The 16,426-nt window shown below is 45.0% G+C and carries 14 protein-coding genes; 1 reads left to right on the forward strand and 13 read right to left on the reverse strand.

Annotation, left to right across the window (positions count from 1 at the left end):
• Positions 1–199: 199 nt before the first annotated feature.
• From cydC to NSQ66_RS30145, 7 genes are all read right to left on the reverse strand, one after another.
• Positions 200–1,951, reverse strand: coding sequence for a thiol reductant ABC exporter subunit CydC (cydC, locus tag NSQ66_RS30115; protein WP_076140572.1), 1,752 nt, complete (start codon positions 1,949–1,951; stop codon positions 200–202).
• Positions 1,948–3,714, reverse strand: a complete 1,767-nt coding sequence (gene cydD / locus NSQ66_RS30120; RefSeq protein WP_076140570.1) for a thiol reductant ABC exporter subunit CydD — start codon at positions 3,712–3,714, stop codon at positions 1,948–1,950. The genes cydC and cydD overlap by 4 nt, the downstream gene beginning before the upstream one ends.
• On the reverse strand, positions 3,714–4,730 hold the full coding sequence (cydB, locus tag NSQ66_RS30125; protein ID WP_038573947.1) for a cytochrome d ubiquinol oxidase subunit II: 1,017 nt from the start codon (positions 4,728–4,730) through the stop codon (positions 3,714–3,716). Before cydB ends, cydD begins: the two co-directional genes overlap by 1 nt.
• Positions 4,717–6,120, reverse strand: a complete 1,404-nt coding sequence (locus NSQ66_RS30130) for a cytochrome ubiquinol oxidase subunit I (protein WP_036677831.1) — start codon at positions 6,118–6,120, stop codon at positions 4,717–4,719. The genes cydB and NSQ66_RS30130 overlap by 14 nt, the downstream gene beginning before the upstream one ends.
• A 222-nt stretch (positions 6,121–6,342) precedes the next feature.
• On the reverse strand, positions 6,343–6,570 hold the full coding sequence (locus NSQ66_RS30135; protein ID WP_036677829.1) for a cold-shock protein: 228 nt from the start codon (positions 6,568–6,570) through the stop codon (positions 6,343–6,345).
• A gap of 92 nt (positions 6,571–6,662) precedes the next feature.
• On the reverse strand, positions 6,663–6,863 hold the full coding sequence (locus NSQ66_RS30140) for a cold-shock protein (RefSeq protein WP_019914582.1): 201 nt from the start codon (positions 6,861–6,863) through the stop codon (positions 6,663–6,665).
• Positions 6,864–7,282: 419 nt separating this feature from the next.
• A complete protein-coding gene (locus NSQ66_RS30145; RefSeq protein WP_036677827.1) occupies positions 7,283–8,530 on the reverse strand; it encodes a trypsin-like peptidase domain-containing protein in 1,248 nt (415 codons plus the stop codon).
• 388 nt (positions 8,531–8,918) lie between these two features.
• Here NSQ66_RS30145 and NSQ66_RS30150 point away from each other — a divergent pair, with 388 nt between their 5' ends.
• On the forward strand, positions 8,919–9,125 hold the full coding sequence (locus NSQ66_RS30150; protein WP_036677826.1) for a hypothetical protein: 207 nt from the start codon (positions 8,919–8,921) through the stop codon (positions 9,123–9,125).
• Here NSQ66_RS30150 and NSQ66_RS30155 read toward each other — a convergent pair.
• From NSQ66_RS30155 to NSQ66_RS30180, 6 genes are all read right to left on the reverse strand, one after another.
• A complete protein-coding gene (locus NSQ66_RS30155; protein ID WP_036677825.1) occupies positions 9,094–9,900 on the reverse strand; it encodes an MBL fold metallo-hydrolase in 807 nt (268 codons plus the stop codon). The two genes, NSQ66_RS30150 and NSQ66_RS30155, sit on opposite strands and share 32 nt — an antisense overlap.
• A gap of 14 nt (positions 9,901–9,914) precedes the next feature.
• Positions 9,915–10,655 carry a two-component system regulatory protein YycI gene (yycI, locus tag NSQ66_RS30160; RefSeq protein WP_036677823.1) on the reverse strand — a complete coding sequence of 247 codons (741 nt, stop codon included), beginning with the start codon at positions 10,653–10,655 and terminating at the stop codon, positions 9,915–9,917.
• A gap of 38 nt (positions 10,656–10,693) precedes the next feature.
• Positions 10,694–11,986, reverse strand: a complete 1,293-nt coding sequence (gene yycH / locus NSQ66_RS30165; protein WP_036677820.1) for a two-component system activity regulator YycH — start codon at positions 11,984–11,986, stop codon at positions 10,694–10,696.
• Positions 11,983–13,812, reverse strand: a complete 1,830-nt coding sequence (gene walK, locus NSQ66_RS30170) for a cell wall metabolism sensor histidine kinase WalK (RefSeq protein ID WP_036677817.1) — start codon at positions 13,810–13,812, stop codon at positions 11,983–11,985. The genes yycH and walK overlap by 4 nt, the downstream gene beginning before the upstream one ends.
• Positions 13,812–14,543, reverse strand: a complete 732-nt coding sequence (gene yycF / locus NSQ66_RS30175; RefSeq protein WP_076124308.1) for a response regulator YycF — start codon at positions 14,541–14,543, stop codon at positions 13,812–13,814. The genes walK and yycF overlap by 1 nt, the downstream gene beginning before the upstream one ends.
• Positions 14,544–14,734: 191 nt before the next feature.
• The gene (locus NSQ66_RS30180) at positions 14,735–16,282 is read right to left on the reverse strand and encodes a M23 family metallopeptidase (protein WP_076140569.1); all 1,548 of its coding nucleotides are present in this window, start codon (positions 16,280–16,282) and stop codon (positions 14,735–14,737) included.
• Positions 16,283–16,426 lie beyond the last annotated feature (144 nt).

A 16,426-nucleotide genomic window follows, 5' to 3' on the forward strand; every position in this document is an offset into this window, starting at 1 on the left:
GCCTATACTCCTTCTATTGTTCTACCATACTTCCCACGAAAATGGAACTCCTATCTATCCATTCCAGCAATCTGTTCATCCATTGTCTATATTCTTGCCCTACCGAAAAAAAAGATTCCTCTCACCCCAAACGGGCAAAAGGAATCTCTTCACTAATATCTCTCTAATTTCTATAAATGTTATCTACCAACTCTCCATCTTACCCTAGAAACTCCACTGGACGATCCAGCTCATACAATCTGCGGTAACGTGGTTCTTTTTCCATCAGCTCCGCATGGGTTCCACGCATTTCTACCGAGCCATTTTCCATAAAAATTACTTCATCCATCTGCTCTGCACCAACCAAATGATGCGTTACCCAGATCAGAGATTTACCGTCCATAGCTTCAAACATCGTCTGCAAAAGATCACGTTCCGTGCTTGGGTCCAGCCCTACGGTCGGTTCGTCAAGAATGACGACAGGTGTATTTTGCAGCAAAATACGAGCTAACGCTATCCGCTGACGCTCTCCACCGGAGAAACGTTGCCCCGCTTCACGGACAAAGGTATTGTATCCCTCTGGTAACGAGGAGATCAGCGTATCCATTTTGGCTAATGCGCCAGCTTCTTTAATCGCTTGTTCGGAAGCCTTCGGATCACCCATGCGAATATTGTTCGCTACCGTAGTATCAAATAAGTGTGGGCTTTGATTTAGCACCGCAATAATAGAAGGAATATTATCGCCATAGGCAGCCGCCGCGATTCCATTAATCATAGCCGAACCTGCAGAAGGTTGGATAACCCCTTGAATAGCCTTTAACAACGTCGATTTCCCTGCCCCACTACGGCCGATGATGGCAATTTTTTTGCCTTGTGGGATGTCGAGGCTGAGATCACGAACCGACCAGTTATCCTCTGATCCATAGCGGTAACCCACATTTTCGAGCTGGATATGAGCACTTTTTATGGCCTGAGGTAGAACATCAACTACAGATGCCTGTTCGGAAACTATATTATGCTCTTCTCCAACCACTCCAGACAACCGCTCCAGCGAGTTACGGTACTGCGGGATTTTCTCCACAGCTTCGGATACTGGCAAAAAAGCATCTGCCACAGGAAAAACAACCAATACAAACGCCGCAATCAACGTACCTGCAATAGCACCATCCGCATACTCCCCGGCGGCCCAATATAACATCGAAAGCACGCCAACTCCAACAACTGCTTGCCCGATGAACGCACGTAGACGCGCCCAGCTGCGCAGCGCTGCATCCGTTTTGGCCACTTTTTTCTCATCTGCTTCATAGGTCTCCACGAACTGGCTTTGCCGTCCACTAATGACCCAATCGCCCATACCGAGAACGGCGTCAGTCAGCTTTTGATAGAGGCGATTACGCTCTACCTTCACTTCACGTTGACGTTTCTGGGTGAACAACAAAGATATAAGCGGCAATACCACGACCAACACCAAAATATACAAAGCCATTAATAACGCAAAACCGATATCAAAGGTGCCCAACGCAATCACCGCAACCCCGTAGATCAATAAAGCAATAACACTTGGAAATACAGTTCTCAGATATACATTTTGCAAATATTCGATGTCATCAGCTAACATCCCGAGAATATCCCCAGTACGGAAACGCGACGACAGGAACAAGGCCTGTGGCTCCAAAATATTGTACAGGCGCACACGCATTTTAGAAAGAATCCGTAAAATGGTGTCATGCCCAATCAGCCGTTCCACGTAGTGAATGACTGCTCGGCTTGTTCCGAACGTACGTACACCAACAATCGGCACGTAGATCATCAGGATATTTTCGACCGGTGTAGACGCTTTTGAGATCAGAAATCCTGAAGTATACATCAATGAAGAGGCTGTAAATATCGTCAACGCCCCAAGCACAATAATTAGCACAAAACGCCAAAAATACGACGATACATAGGGAGCAAACCATCCTTCACGTTTCAATGGATTCCCTCCAATTGCGACCCAATCAACTCATAATACGCACCCTTGCGGGCAAGTAACTCCTGATGGGTACCGATTTCTGCCACTTGGCCTTGCTTCATTACTACAATAATGTCCATATCTAGCATCCAGTGTAGGCGATGGGTAGCCAGAAAGACCAGCTTTCCTTCAAAAAGAGGCACCATCGTCTCCTTCAGCTCATATTCCGTTTCAATATCCAGATGCGCCGTTGGCTCATCTAGAAGCATAATTGGACGGCTGCTAAGCAGTGCCCGGGCTAATGCCACCCGTTGCTCCTGGCCACCGCTGAACGAACGGCCACCGCCACCAATCATCTCATCTAAACCATGCGGAAGAGTATCCACCAGCCCCGATAAACCAGTAGCTTTCACTGCCGCGGCAACAGCTTCCATAGAAGCCTCAGGGTAATAAAAACGTATATTATCCGCTAACGTGCCGCTAAAAATATACGGACGCTGCGGGATATATGAGGTCTGTTTTCGCCAAGCCTCATCCGTTAATGCACTAACCGTTGTACTGTTAACCGTGATACTTCCTGAGGTAGGGTGTAAGAAACCCCCTAATATATCCACTAAAGTAGATTTACCGGCCCCGCTCTCTCCGATAATCCCAATTTTGCTAGCTCCTTTAAATTGCAGGTTCAGCGCTTCCAGCGAAGAAAGCCCTGCTTCCTCATACTTCACGCTAACGTCATTTAATGTGAGCACGCTATTCTCATGCCAAGTGAATATTTGTTCCGATGTTTTTGCTGCAGAACCGACAGATAGATTACCGTTAGGGCCGATTACTTCAGCCTTCACCTCATCTTGATCTATAATGCTCTTCATTGCTTCAGCGGCTTCTTTCCCATCCAAAGTAGCATGGAAATCTGAACCCACCAATCTGACAGGCAGGAAATATTCCGGAGCCAAGATTAGAATCGTTAAGCCCGTAACCAATGTCATTTGTTCATTTACAAGCCGCAAACCAAGACTTACCGCTACAGAAGCTACAGACAGCATAGTGAAGAAATCCAGGGCGAACGATGACAAAAAGGCCACTCGCAGCGTACGCATGGTCGCCGAGCGATAACGATCGCTGACCGTAGCAATGCTGTCGCTATGACTACGACTGCGCCCTAGAAATTTTAATGTTTCTAGTCCACGTAGTGAGTCTACGAAATGATTAGATAATGTGCGATATGATTTCAATTGCCGATCCATTTGCTTACGGGCCGTCATCCCAATCAAAATCATAAAAACAATAATAATCGGCATAGTTACCGTAAGAATAATCCCGCTCGTAGTGTCCATCGTAAAGACGTAAATAAGCACCAAGACCGGTGTAACAGACATCCCTACCATTCTAGGAATGATTGCTTCCAGATACGTGCGGAATTTAGTTACGCCTTCCAGCACTAGTGTAACAAGATCCCCGGTTCCACGCCCGCCCACCATTCTAGGGCCAAGCTGGAAGAGCTTGTCCATCATTTCCCTCCGCATAGTGCTGCCCGTTGCTTCCGCGAAGCGGTAAGAGACACGGCTCATCAGCATAGCACAAGCATGGCGCACAAGAAATGCAAGAAGGAACAATAGCGCAGTGCCCCATTGTTCCTTCAGAGGTTCTCCCGCAAATAGCGCAGAGATTACTTCTGCCAGCGATTTAGCCAGCAGAAGTATGGACAAGCTTTGCACCAGGGTAAGGAAGCCTACAATCAGAAAGACTGGCTTAACTCCTTTATACCCAAGCAAGTTTTTATCCATTAGTATTCAAGATGCTCCTTCTCGTGAACCCGTTTATGAAAGACAAAGTAACTCCAAATTTGATATCCCAATACGAACGGAAGGATGGTCAGTGCCACAATCGTCATTACCTTCAAAGAGTAATGGCCCGAAGCCGCATTAGTGATCGTCAAATTAAAAGCTTGATCAATTGAACTAATCATAACACGCGGGAACAATCCTACAAAGATAGAAGTTACCGAAAGAGCCATTACCGCTCCTGTCATTCCAAAAGCGTAGCCGTCCTTCTTCTTCGTCATGAAGTAACCGGACAGTACAAAGGCGATAACTCCCAGGGCTACAATAATCATAAGAACCGTTCCACGTTGCTCGAAAATATCCGTCATATTATAAGTCATAATCACAAAAGCAGTAAATAAAGCTGCGAGTGGTATCAGCAATTTTTGTGCCAACTTACGAGCGCGAGCCTGTAGATCACCCACTGTACGCAGCGTTGTGAACATGAGACCATGCACTAGGCACAGAAGGACAACAGTAAGCCCTGCTACTACAGTGTACACATTCACGATATCTGTGAACCCTGCATACATTTGCATATCCCCATCAATAGGCAACCCTTTGATAAAGCTTGCAAACACTACAGCCAAGAGGAATGGTGGAAGGAAGCTGCCGATAAAGATACAGGCATCCCAAGTTCTTTTCCAAGCTAATGAATCACGTTTACCTCTGAATTCAAAAGCGACACCACGCGCTATCAGAGCTAATAAGGCAAATACAAAAGGAATATAGAATCCACTAAACAGCGTTGCATACCACTCCGGGAAAGCCGCAAACATTGCACCCGCAGCGGTGATAAGCCATACCTCATTCCCATCCCAGAAAGGTCCGATCGAGTTAATCAGAACACGGCGCTCTGTATCATTTTTAGCGAGAATTTGTGTTTCCATCCCTACGCCGAAATCGAAACCCTCCAGGAAGAAGAACCCTATAAACAGAACTGCAATCAGCACAAACCACAATTCATTAAGAGATATCATGGGAACCCTCCTCGTTATATGGATCATTCGAATCGCCGTGATCGTTATCCATCGCATAAGGACCTTTTTTAATCACTTTAATAAACAATCCGACCAACACTAATCCTAGAATTAAATAAATCGTTGTAAAAGAAATCACGGAGAACAGAACTTGACCACTTGTAATATTAGGCGACACACTGTCTTCCGTTGTCATCAGTCCGAATACCGTCCATGGCTGACGCCCGAATTCGGTCATGACCCAACCGGCTGTATTCGCAATCGGAGGAAGCAGCAAGCCCCATAACATGAACCGCATAAACCAAGTGTTCGGACGGTCCATTTTTTTGCGCCACATTAAGTACATAGCGTACATTCCCAATACAATCATTAACGTTCCTGCTAGAACCATGATCCGGAAACTCCAGAATGTCGTACGTACAGGTGGAATATAGTCACCGGGGCCATAGGTTTGCTCATACTCCGCTTGCAGCTCAAGCATACCTTTAACTTCACCGGAAAATTTACTGTATGAAAGGAAACTCAGCATATAAGGAATTTGAAATTCTCCAGTACTGATTTGATTCTCTGGATCAATGTTTGCCCATACGGTCCAAGGTGCCGGGTCACCACTCTTACCCCACAGTCCTTCGGAAGCTGCCATTTTCATTGGTTGAGTTTCAACCAAATATTGCGCTTGGGCGTGACCAGCAACAGCTACACCAATAGAAGAAATAATCCCTACGATAGCTGCAATCTGAAAAGACTTCTTAAAGAAAGAAACCTCTTGTTTCTTCAATATTTTATAAGCACTAATACCTGTTACAAGAAAAGCACCTGTTGCATAAGCAGCCAGTACTGTATGTGGGAATTCAACCAGCAATTGTCCGTTCGTAATAAGCGCGAAGAAATCATTCATTTCTGCACGTCCATTATTTATCTCAAAACCCACAGGATGCTGCATAAAAGAGTTAGCCGCTAGAATCCAGAATGCAGATAACATCGTACCGAATGCTACCAGCCAGATGGACAGTAAATGTACTCGCTTGGATACCTTATCCCAGCCGAATATCCATATCCCAATAAAAGTAGACTCCAGGAAAAAGGCTGCCAATGCCTCAACTGCAAGTGGAGCCCCGAATACATCACCCACAAAACGTGAATAATCGGACCAGTTCATCCCGAACTGAAATTCCTGCAATATCCCTGTAACTACCCCTACTGCAAAATTGATGAGGAATAGCTTTCCCCAGAACTGCGCCATTTTTTTGTACTCTTCATTACCTTTTCTAACGTACATTGTCTCCATGATTGCAATCAAGAGCGCTAGTCCGATTGATACCGGTACAAAGAAATAGTGGAATATTGTCGTCGACGCAAATTGTATACGCGACAGCATTACTGTATCCATATTTGTCCCTTCCTTCTCCCCTTTTCGTTAATTATATTCTGTCAAAAATTTAAGCTTCTTTTTGTGATAAATGTCACATAAAGATAGTCATTTAACGGTGAAATTCAAATGATTTGTGACAAAGATCACATTTTAGCATAAAGAAAGCAAAAAAAATAAGACGGTTTACCCGTCTTGAGTGGTTCGTCGTTCTATTAAATGCTTGACTCATTTAGGTATTGGTTAGATGGAAATACCCTTCTTCAGCGATTTGAGATCGCCATTTGAATTAAGCAATTGAGGTAGCATCTTCGTGCTGCGAACCATTGGAGAGTCACATAGACGGCAAGAAGGCGCATGTTCAAATGCGAAATTATCCCTCATCCATCCGTTGCATCCCTCATTGGTACATGCCCAAATTGCGGTATTTTCTTCCGGTATTTCTTCCAAAGGTTTCTTCCGGTAGTTCATTGCCGTTCCTCCCATCCTGTAAGTCAATAGTGAGTAACTAGATATAAAAAGACCGTCCCAACTTTCACAAGCTGGGACGGTTTCTTCTATTATTACAGTTTTACAACGTTTTCGGCTTGTGGTCCACGGTTGCCTTGAACAACGTTGAATTCAACGCGTTGGCCTTCGTCCAAAGTTTTGAAGCCGTCGCCAGTGATTGCGCTGAAGTGAACGAATACGTCGCTTCCGCCTTCAACTTCGATAAATCCGAATCCTTTTTCTGCGTTGAACCATTTAACTGTACCTGTTTGCATGTGTGTTACCTCCACAAATTTAAATTAATATGTTCTTTTTATCTTCAAACAAAGAAAAAATTCACACATTGAAAAAGGTTGTATTACCAAATATGACAGCCCTTTTCAATGCGAGAATTAGGGACTAAATGTATGATTGATATCATATTACCACACCTGATTAGCAAAGGCAAGCAAGCATCCGAATATATCCGGTTTTGCCCTAATAAGTATTACCTTCCAATGTAAGGGCTGCCACTTAGTGTTTATTCCCTAAATAGATCCTTTTTCTGGCATAATTATCATGGTTTTAGAAAAATAGCTTTCCCAAAAACGTTACTTTTATCCGCTTTTTCAAGAAGGTACCCCCTTGGAATCGAAGGGGTAGTCCGCTCTACTTGTCGTAACTGCTATATCATTATATACCGACTTCCAGCATATTATTCCTGTGGTTTTTCAAGAAGTTTAACTGTTGCCTGTTTGGCCTCGCCGTTTCGATAGTAAGTAATTTTCAGATCATCACCGATCTTCGTATGATTATATAAGTACTTGCGAAGAGAAAGGGTAGATATGATGGATTGATCATTAAATTTGGTAATGACATCATTGAATTGCAGTCCAGCTTCCTTCGCAGGGCCAACGGCTTCTAGAACAACTACTCCATCCTTAACACTGTTCGGCAGGTTCAATTCATTGCGTTGATCTTCTGCTAGTGGAACGTACGGATTGTTCAAATCAACTGAATATACACCCAAGTACGAACGGGCAATATGCCCTTTTTCAGCCAGCTCATTAGCGATATCTATCACATGATTCGCAGGAATTGCAAAACCCAGACCCTCTACACCCGTATCTGAAATCTTCATCGTGTTAATTCCAATGACCTTGCCATCGAGATCCACTAACGCGCCGCCACTATTTCCTTCATTAATCGCCGCATCAGTCTGTATCACTTCTTGTTCCCAGTCATATACTCCATCCTGATTAAGGGATACGGGAACCATCCGTTCAGTATAGCTAACAATCCCCGAGGTCAATGTATCACCAAGTCCTAGCGGATTACCGATAGCAATGACCGTTTCACCTAGACGAAGCTTAGAGGAATCACCGAGCTGCGCGATGGTATCGATTCCTTTGGCATCAATAGAGAGTACCGCAATGTCGCTTACTTTATCCGTTCCAACGAGTGTTGCCTTACGGGTCTCTCCGTTCACTGTAACTACCTCGAGATTACCGGAGTCTTCGATGACATGATTATTGGTAATGATAAATGCTTTATTTCCTGTCTTTTTATAGATCACTCCTGAGCCTAGTGCGGACTCATCCAGAATGTTTAATTCTTCATTATCTTCTTTATGATTGATAATACTTACTACTGCAGGGCGAACCGTGGCAGCAGCTTGAATAATCCGGTCAAATGGATCACTACTGCTTGGGGCAACATTTCCAGTTGTTACAACCGGCTTTTGAGCAGTCTCATGACTCATCTGGCCTGTAAACATACTGAATAACAGAACTGCCACCACAGCGCTGACTAAGGAGCAAACGGCGGATATTTGCCAGGTAGATAGCCCTTTACGCGATCTGCGTACAGAATGTCTACGGTTAGCAAACGATCCCTTTGATGCTTCATCCCCTCTGGACCGCGAAACTTTAGTTGAATAGAAATCATCATCAAACAATCCCACCGAAAATCTCCCCCTTCTATTGCCAAGCGTTCACTGTTGTTAAGACCTGAACCTATAGCAACCACGTCCGAACCAAACCTCTGTAACCATTAGACTCCAAATATCACTAAAAAGTTTCACTTTATCCATTAACCCCACAAGAGTTTCGATCAATCGTTAGATTATGATAATCTTTTAATATATCTTCTCTATTAGGAATATTTTGCAACTTAAAAGACTACAATAAAATAGAAGTGTCCCTAAAATTTTAGCTTTGCTCATCACGCTTTTAATTGTATCACAGGCAACCTGCAATTCGGGATTTTCCTCAGCTAAAACACCTGCGAATTTTTTACAGTTTTCAGTTCTAATTACACTATATATTCACACTATTAAAGGAGGATTAATTATGAGTTCTTTTTCAACAAGTATGGATTTAGTCGAGTTTATCGGTAAGCTTGGTGACTTAAAGGATGAACACTACCACATGACCCTTGCCTTTAGCGCAATGATCGAATTGATGATTGAAAAAGGCCTAATCTCCCGCCAAGAATTAGATCGCAAGACCGCTGAACTTGATCAGCTTATGACTGGCTCAGCTTATCCCATGGCGTAGGTTGATCATAATACGTATCACACAGTCTGAACTCACTATCTTTGAAAAAACAGCCCCGATCCTCCATTGCGCCGCGTACCGACATTTTTGCCAAATCCATCATATTGTGATCCCGGCTTAAATGCGCCAAATAGGTCCGTTTGGTCCGCCCTGTAAGAATTTCGCTAAGCGCAGCTCCAGCTGCCTCATTGGAAAGGTGACCCATGTCGCCTAGGATGCGCCGTTTCGTATTCCACGGATAACGTCCCATTCTCAGCAATTCGATATCATGATTCGCCTCCAGCACCAATACATCTGCATCTGAAATTGCATCTCTTACCTTATCACTAACATAGCCCAGGTCTGTAGCTACACATAACTTCTCTTTTCCATCATAAAAATTGTAACCCACTGGCTCCGCTGCATCATGAGAAATCGCAAAGGATTCTACTCGCATACTGCCGAAATCCTTGTGCTGGCCAGACTCCATGATCATACGGTTATACTCCGGTATTTTACCAATTCCCTTCTCGATAGCTCCCCAGGTATTGGTGTTCGCATAAATCGGAAGATCGTATTTACGGGCCATGGCCCCGAGTCCCTTGATATGATCGGAATGTTCGTGTGTAACTAGAATCCCGTCTATATCATTACCCGTTAGTTCACGCATGGCCAACAGCTCATCGATCCGCTTGGCACTAAAACCTGCGTCAATCATAAGTGTTGTCTCCCCGTTTCGTACCACCGTTACATTGCCGGTAGAACCACTGGACAGTACTGTAAATGAAATCCCCATTTTCCTTACTCCTTCTACTCTGTTGTCTTAGGACTGATGATGTCCGCACTAATAGCATCCACATAATAGGCATTGCCGTTCTCCAGCATAAACCGCCACATCGGCGAAGCTACCTGACTTTCCGAGTTGAACAGCTCACCGTAATACCCCAGCTCAATCTCCTTCACTACGGAATCTGCCGGAAAATACTTCTCTATCAAGCTACTAAGTGCTTGCGATGCTGGAAGCACCTTCTGTTCTTTATCGCTGCTGCTTGTCCCTATTTCAATCTTCGGCCAGCGGTAAGCTACGATTTTTTGATCACTGTTAATCAACTCTAGCCTAACACGGAACAACGACCACTGATTTTGAACCAGCGGATGAAGAACAAACTTCCCAACCTCACTTTCCTGTGAATCAAAGCGATAATTGGAAATATCAGGAATCTTATCCTCAAGCGCCTTGCTAAGCTCTGAGAAGGAAGAATAGATCAGCTTGCTGTCTATAGGTACATCTAATTTAATTGGTGGTTCAGTCTGCTCTTCAGCAGAATAACGATAAGTAATGTTAGGAAGCTGCGGGGTAGACGCCGGAATGGGACACAATACACGAATCCCTTTCTGCTCCATTACGGCTTGGGTCTCAGCAGACAGGGAAGTAAAATCAAGATTAGCACTAACCTGATCGCGCAAATCGACCCACAGCTGGTAACATAGCAGCAGATTCAGACCTAAAAAGGCGCAAATCAGTACATTTTTAGCTCTTCCCCAATCCATACCCGAACCTCCTAATTGTTATATGAACCACTTGTCCATTAATTTAAAGTAAGAACACTGCCATCACTAAGTGTAACTTTCCAGACAGGTATCAGCTCCAGATGATCTTCCTTCACCTCAGGCACATAAGCAGGCGTTAAATCCTTCACTGCCGAAGTTTTACTGACCAGAGACAACCTATACTCCAGATCCGCACCTCCAGATAGCTCCACTACCTTTTTTACGGCCTTACTTTCATCTATATAGATTAGAGAACGTTCATAAGAGGATACTGTTCCCTGCTGCAGTTCCAGATTTATTACACCATACTGTAATGATGAATTGCTCATAATCGGATAGGAGCCGTACGGATAGGAGCCATAATATTGTTGAAAAGAGACCTTTCTCTCCTGTCTGCCTTCCTCTGTAGCCTCCAAACGGTAAGTCCCATTCCATCCGCCATGCTGGTTCACAAATTCTACAGCTTCCAAAGCATCCTTGGCAGGGGTACTTTCTCCAGCTGGAAGCGCTGCAGGGTCACTATAGCTCATCCAGTTCTTACCCTGGTCCACCTGAAGGCTCCGTTTGCTATCCGTATAAATCTCCGAGCCGTTCTTCTCCCGAATATATCTAGTGCTTCCAACATCGAAGAAAAGATTACTCTGCATTTGCTCTATGGTGTACATCCCGGAAGGCATGTCTACCTGAACCAGAGAAATCTTACTGTCTGGCACATAATAATCCCCGCTTACGGTCTTGTAAGGCGTCCAATTCTTACCGAAATCAACATGCTGCTGCACATCCTGAACCGTTAAATCCGCTTTTGCCGCTTCGTATATGATGTCGCCTCTCGTACTGAAGAAAATAGCATGGGCCTTGGAATCATTCTTAATGTTATAGATCCAAATGCGATCAATGCTTTCTCCTTCAAAAAGGGAATCTGGCGATAACTGCATCACCCGCTGCAATAACGTTACCGGAATGCCCGCTCCGAATGAAAGCTCAATCCCAGGATTCTCATTGCGGATCTTATCCCAATCATAATCCTGTACCGAATGCCGCTGGAAGCTTTCGAAGCCACGACCTTTTAAGCGATTCATGATCAAGCTATAGAACGTAGAATCCGGATAAAAAAGCGTATGTTTGCCTTCTCCCATATGGATGATCATTTTGTCAGGGTATAACAGGTTCTCTACCTTCTCTTCCGGACCCATATTATCTGTCTTCACATACAGGTTCTCAGAAAGCACTGCTGAATCAGCACCAGGCAAACGGTAGATCAAATAATAGCTTTCAACCAGGCTTCCGAGCACGAGCAAGGCTAGAATGCATGATTTGATTCGTTCCTTCATGCCTCACTCCCCCTTTGCTCGTTCAAAGGCAGGGTAAAGGTTACCTTTGAACCTTCATTTAGCTCGGATTGCAGGGAAATGGAGCCTCCATGTGCCTTCACAATTTCCCGGGCAATGGAAAGGCCAAGTCCGGTGCCTCCCATGTTCCGCGAACGTGCCTTATCCACGCGATAAAATCGTTCGAAGATCCGCTCGATATCCTTTTTCGGAATCCCTATCCCCGAATCACGCACAGAAATGGAGAGCATTCCATCCTCATTCTTCAACGCTTCCAGTTCAATCGTACCGCCTTCTGGCGTATATTTTAGCGCATTGGAGACCAAATTCCCCAAGACCTGATCGATTTGATCGCGATCAAGCCACGCCGTGGTAACATCTTTGCGGACCCTTGTACTTATATCGATACGCTTCTGCCGAATTTGAAAAGAAAAACGATCCGCCACATCCTCCAGCATCTCGGTAATATCCGTCTGCTGAATTCGAAGAAGAGCTTCCTTGGAATCCAGACGGGAAAGATGCAGCAAATCCGTAACCAGACGGATCATCCGTTCGGTTTCGTTGCGAATAACCCCAACAAATCGAACCGCCAGCTGCGGATCTTCAAGTGCTCCATCATCCAGTGCTTCAACATAGCTTTTAATAGTGGTAAGTGGTGTTCTTAGCTCATGCGAAACGTTCGCCACGAACTCCCGGCGTGATTCCTCCAGATTCTCCTGTTCGGTGACATCCTGCAGCACAGCAATTGTGCCGGCAATGCCACCCTCACGACGATGAATGGGAGTAAACGTCACTCTTACGATATTAGAATCTTCTCCACCCATATGGGTCAGATGAAGCATTGCAGATTGGGCATTACCTTTAGCCAGAGATCCGCTTTGTTCGTAATCTAAGCCCAACAGTTTATCTAGAGGAGCGCCTTCCGGCAACGGGCCTTCATTTCCGAGCATCAGTGCTGCCCGCCGATTCATCAGAATCACTACTCCGTTCTCATCTGTAGCCACAACACCATCACTCATGTTCGTCAGAATAGAGGTAAGCTTCTCCTTCTCCTCTTCATTCTGCGAGAGTGCCTCACGCAATCTACCGGTCATATAATTGAACGCCTGACTGAGTTGTCCAATTTCATCATTTCCTAATACAGGCATTTTACGATTGAATCGGCCTTCAGCGACAGCCGTAGCATGCCTCGTCATTTCCTTAATAGGCTGCGTGATGGTGTGCGCCAGAATGACGCATAAAACAACCGTTAACGCTAGAGCTAACAGCAAACCTGAGATAAATACACTATTGATCCGGCCCATCGTGGCGTACAGATCCTTCATGTCAGCAGCAATATAGATTGCGCCCACTACCTTGTCACCCGAGAGCACAGGCTTGGCCACAACCTTTTTACGCACATTATCATCGGCAATAATATATTCCTCGTTATCACTGATGCCCTGCAAGGCCCGATTCACAACTGTCTGGGTGTTACGCTGCCCGACATAGTCATTCTGCGAGGGAACGGAAGTGGTGATGATTTTGCCGCTGGCATCCAGTACCTGAATCTCAGCCCCGTTAATGTACAGATTATTGACCATTCCGCGCAGACTTTCCACAGCGGTTTCCTCATCTGCGGTTCCAGCCTCACTACCAAATTTATCAGCAGTCAGGATAGACAACATCTCAGCACGTGCTTTAAGGTCCTTGGTGAAATTATCTGTTAACGAGTTCTTCATCGAGCTGACAAAATAAACCCCGATCAACTGCATAGCTATCAGAATTAGCAATACGTAAATAATAATAAGTTTTGCCTGAATTGTCCGGATAAAGGACCGCCACTTCATCACAGTCCTCCATTTTTAGGGCTATGCATCAAATAGCCGAGTCCACGCCGAGTATAAATATATTCGGGCTTGCTGGGGTTCTCCTCAATTTTCTCTCTTAGACGACGGATCGTCACGTCAACGGTCCGCACATCACCGAAATACTCAAATCCCCACACTGCCTGCAGCAAATGCTCCCGAGTCATCACCTTACCGGCATGTTTGATCATATAGTAGAGCAGCTCATATTCACGATGGGTCAAGTCAAGCGGCTCCCCGCCCTTATAGACCATATACATATCTGTATCTATAAACAGATCAAAATGATAAATGCCCTGCTTATTCTCTGCTGGTTCACTCGCCATCCCCTGTGGTGACGGTTTATGCTGTCTCCGCATCTGGGCTTTAACTCTGGCCAGCAATTCACGTGTACTAAAAGGTTTGGTCACATAGTCATCAGCACCAAGCTCCAGGCCAAGTACCTTATCAATCTCTCCGTCCTTGGCTGTAAGCATAATGATAGGAATGTCCAAGTGCGCAGAACGCACCTCGCGGCAGACGTCCATGCCATCTTTGCCGGGCAGCATAAGATCAAGCAGCATAAGATCGGGCCTTTTGGACAATGCCAGCTCCACTGCACTGTTGCCATCAAAAGCACAAATAACCTCGTAGCCTTCTTTTTCTAAATTAAATTTCAATATATCAGCAATAGGCTGTTCATCATCTACTACCAGAATCGTTCCCATCTGCATGTCCCAGCTTCACCTTCCTATCCTTACTTAATGATCATTCCTTTATTTTAACATACCTGTCTAACCGTCACATCCTACGAAATAAGCAATCCCCCTGCCCAGCAAAAAGAAACGGCTTTGCCGTCACTCGTAGATTAAAAAAAATAAAAACCGCCCGATTGAAATCGAGCAGTTAAAGGACAAAGTATGAATTATTGCAAATACTTCATTGGATTTACAGCAGTGCCATTCTTCCGAATCTCAAAATGCAGATGTGTACCCGTCGAACGTCCGGTGCTGCCCATTACGCCAATCTTGCCACCCTGCTCCAAGCGTTGGCCTGTAGAAACCGAGATGCTTTTTAAATGACCATAATAGGTCTGGTATCCGTTGCGATGATCTACAATAACTACATTCCCGTATCCACTCTGCACACCTGCAAAGATCACGGTCCCGGCATCAGAAGCTTTTATATTCCGATTGCTAGATACCATATCAATACCCTTATGGGCACGGCTCCAACGCTCGCCGAAGCTACTTGTCAGGGTCGCCCCGCTTACCGGCCAACTGAACATGCCTGTTCCTTCACCAACAACCTTCGTTCCCCGATAAACAACTTCTGGCAGCGAGGCTTGTATAACGGTCTGGCCTAACCATTCTTCTTGGACGACCGTACCATTTTCCTTCGTTACCCGATACTCCATTTCTTTAAGTCCAGTTTGCCCTGGACGAACGACTTTGCTTTTGCCTGCCGCTAGCTGATCGCTCGAACGCACAACCACTTCCGGCTCAGTCACTATCTGCTCAGTCACTTTTTCCACTGTTACTACTGTAACATCTGGTTGGGGTACCTTCAGCTTCAGTGTATCTCCAATCTTCAACGTCAGTTCTTTCACGTTAGGGTTGTTACTATAAATCTCTTTTTGGGTGATTTCAAACCGTTTGGCAATCCCCGAAATCGTATCACCCTCTTGAACGGTATAAAGAAGGGGCGCCTCTTTACCTTCGGTAAGTGTCTGGACCGCTGCCTCCACATCCAACACTTTATTAGGATCTGCTTTGATAGGAACGATAGAAATATCTTCACTAATCTCTACCGACTCTACTTGCTCCGGAGTCTTCGCTTTTGCAGCAGATGAGCTGGAAGCAGCCGTTCTTGTTAGCTTACTAGCCGTCGTTGCTACTTCTGCTTGTGGGACATAATGATTTTTTACCCCTTCAAGCACTGCATTAGCAGTTTCCTGATCCTTAACTATGCCAACAGCCTTGCCATCTACCATCAATTGTACGCCTACCGCATAAGCCTTCAGCATTCCATCTAGTTTAGTAAGTGTCGCCTCACTATCAACTTCTGGCTTGTATGCCTTCTGCTCTTCTATTGTAATGCCCTCTGTTTGCAGCACCATGGTTGAATTCGGATATTTCTCCTGATATTCTCGTTGTTTCTTATCGTATAGCTGGTTAAGCTGCGTCTGATCGGTAAGTCTTCCGATTTCTTCACCCTTCACCAACACTTGATAATAGGTAACCGTGTTAGCAGCTACATACCTTTTCTCTGCTCCAACCAACACCGTAGCTAGAAGCACAAGGCCGACAGATCCCAAAATCCAAGCGCGCCGAAATCTGCGAGTACCTTTCTCTTGTTGAAAGTGTTTGGAGTCGTGATCGAAATTGTGGCTCTGTTGAACATTCGCCTCGGACTCTGCTGGATGTCCATCCTGCAGCTTGCTCATCCGACGCATGAACATAAATCCCTTCATGAAACTCTCCCTTTCAGTCCGCTTTTACTTCCGACAAAAGCGGCCAAGCTAATTGTACGACCTCGATTATATAGATTACGTCCATGTAAATTTCTGCGTATACTAGTGCTTAATTCCTGCTTCTAATGAACCTATAAAAAGGTT

The sequence above is a fragment of the Paenibacillus sp. FSL H3-0329 genome (assembly GCF_037963285.1).
GTDB lineage: Bacteria > Bacillota > Bacilli > Paenibacillales > Paenibacillaceae > Paenibacillus_AQ > Paenibacillus_AQ odorifer.

Bases quoted from the DNA above. Each gene is read 5' to 3' on its own strand.
- cydB (WP_038573947.1), bottom strand. From the start codon at position 4,730: ATGATATCTCTTAATGAATTGTGGTTTGTGCTGATTGCAGTTCTGTTT.
- yycF (WP_076124308.1), bottom strand. From the start codon at position 14,543: ATGCAGATGGGAACGATTCTGGTAGTAGATGATGAACAGCCTATTGCT.
- cydD (WP_076140570.1), bottom strand. From the start codon at position 3,714: ATGGATAAAAACTTGCTTGGGTATAAAGGAGTTAAGCCAGTCTTTCTG.
- NSQ66_RS30155 (WP_036677825.1), bottom strand. From the start codon at position 9,900: ATGGGGATTTCATTTACAGTACTGTCCAGTGGTTCTACCGGCAATGTA.
- yycI (WP_036677823.1), bottom strand. From the start codon at position 10,655: ATGGATTGGGGAAGAGCTAAAAATGTACTGATTTGCGCCTTTTTAGGT.
- walK (WP_036677817.1), bottom strand. From the start codon at position 13,812: ATGAAGTGGCGGTCCTTTATCCGGACAATTCAGGCAAAACTTATTATT.
- NSQ66_RS30150 (WP_036677826.1), top strand. From the start codon at position 8,919: ATGAGTTCTTTTTCAACAAGTATGGATTTAGTCGAGTTTATCGGTAAG.
- NSQ66_RS30140 (WP_019914582.1), bottom strand. From the start codon at position 6,863: ATGCAAACAGGTACAGTTAAATGGTTCAACGCAGAAAAAGGATTCGGA.
- NSQ66_RS30135 (WP_036677829.1), bottom strand. From the start codon at position 6,570: ATGAACTACCGGAAGAAACCTTTGGAAGAAATACCGGAAGAAAATACC.
- NSQ66_RS30180 (WP_076140569.1), bottom strand. From the start codon at position 16,282: ATGAAGGGATTTATGTTCATGCGTCGGATGAGCAAGCTGCAGGATGGA.
- yycH (WP_036677820.1), bottom strand. From the start codon at position 11,986: ATGAAGGAACGAATCAAATCATGCATTCTAGCCTTGCTCGTGCTCGGA.
- NSQ66_RS30130 (WP_036677831.1), bottom strand. From the start codon at position 6,120: ATGGATACAGTAATGCTGTCGCGTATACAATTTGCGTCGACGACAATA.